At 74.8% G+C, this 1,618-nt stretch carries 1 protein-coding gene and 1 pseudogene; both read right to left on the bottom strand.

Features of this window, described 5'->3' with window-relative positions; all coding sequences use genetic code 11:
• A partial coding sequence (locus AOK09_RS36890; protein WP_055591509.1) for an ATP-grasp domain-containing protein occupies positions 1–943 on the bottom strand: 943 nt, incomplete at its 3' end.
• Positions 944–1,000: 57 nt separating this feature from the next.
• A pseudogene (locus AOK09_RS36885) lies at positions 1,001–1,618 on the bottom strand (MFS transporter); the annotation flags it as partial.

Below are 1,618 nucleotides of genomic sequence, written 5' to 3'. Positions count from 1 at the left end.
GGTCGGGGGTGCGGTTGCAGGCGATGTCGGCTGCGGCGCGGGGAAGGTCGATGCCGGTGGCCTGGTGGACGAGGTGGCCGATCAGGTCGCCGCCGATGCGGGCGTTGACCTCGATGAGCCGCGGGCCGGTGTCGGTGAGGCGCATCTCCACGTGGGAGATGCCGTTGGCCACGCCGAGGGCGTCCAGGGCAGCGACGGCGACGGGGCCGGCTTGGGCGAGGAGCGGGTCGCCGGCGATGACGATATGGCCGACTTCCTCGAAGAAGGGTTCCGGGCCGAGGGCTTTGCGGGTGACGGCGACGGGGGTGGTGGTGCCGCGGGCGGTGACGCACTCCACGCTGATCTCCGGGCCGGCAAGGTACTCCTCGACCAGGACCCCGGTGCCCTCGCGGCCCTGCTCGGTGGCGGCATGGGCGGTGTAGTGCCAGGCGGCGGGGAGGGCGTCGGCGCTGTCGACCTTGATGACGCCGATGCTGCCGGCGTGGGCTGCGGGTTTGAGGACGACGGGGTATCCGATGCGGCGCGCGGCTGCTGCGGCCCGGCGCAGGGAGGTGACGCGGGTGGAGGTCGCGGAGGGGATGTCGGCGGCGGCGAACACGGCCTTGCTGGCGGCCTTGTTGCGGCAAGCGACGGCGGTGGCTGAGCTGTTGCCGGGCAGGCCGAGATCTGCGGCCAGGTTGGCGGCGGGCACCAGGGCGTACTCGTCCCAGGTCATGACGCCGGCGATGCGGTGGCGGCGGGCGAGTGCGGCGGCGGCTGCGCGCAGGGCCCGGGGGTTGAGGGTGTCGGCGACCTCGTGGTCGGCGATGTAGGGGGTCTGCCAGGTGGGGGCGGTGGGATTGATCAGCGCGAGGGGCTGGGCGGCTGCGGCCTGGGCGAGGCAGTACTCGCGGTAGGCGGCCTCGCCGGAGTTGAGGACCAGCAGGACACCGTCGTCGGACATGGGTAGGGCGCCTCCAAGGGCGGACGAAGATGGGCGGGGCAACGGGGTGAGGGGCCTTCAGGCGACGCGGGCGGCGGACGGGGTGTTGCGGTGCTGGTGGGGGTGCTCGTAGGAGGCGCGGTGGCGCCACAGTCCGGGGAAGCAGATGGCGGTGGCCGTCAGGTGGAGTGCGGCGCAGGCCAGGACGAGCTGCGGCAGGTGGGCGGCGGGGACCGCGGCGACCACGACTCCGGCCAGCGGTAGCGGGAGAAGGACCAGCAGGACCGTGACGGCCAGGGCGGCGGCGAAGCCGCGGGCCGGGAGCAGCCGGCTCCGGGCGGTGCGCAGGACCACGGTGAGGGCGCCTTCGGCGGCCATCAGGGCGGCGAGGGCGATGGTGTAGGCGGGCAGGGAGCCGGACAGCGCCGCTGCGGTGGTGGCGGCGCAGGTCGTCGCGGCGCTGGCCAGGCCGACGGGGAACAGGCCCCAGCGGTCGATCGCGCGGCGGGCGGCGGTGATCGCGACCAGGGAGGCGGCTGCGGCGATGCTCCAGACGGTGCCGGTGGCGGCGCTGGAGTGGCCCAGGGCCCGGGTGACGGTGATGGGGGTGGCGACTTGCAGCACGCCGGAGACCAGGTTGCCGGCGGCGAGGGCTGCGAGGAGCCAGGCCAGGGCTGGGGTGCGGCGCAGTACGCC

This window comes from Peterkaempfera griseoplana, from assembly GCF_001418575.1.
Lineage (GTDB): Bacteria > Actinomycetota > Actinomycetes > Streptomycetales > Streptomycetaceae > Peterkaempfera > Peterkaempfera griseoplana.
Note: the sequence above shows the minus strand (reverse complement) of the source record. Positions and strands in the feature narration are given on the sequence as shown.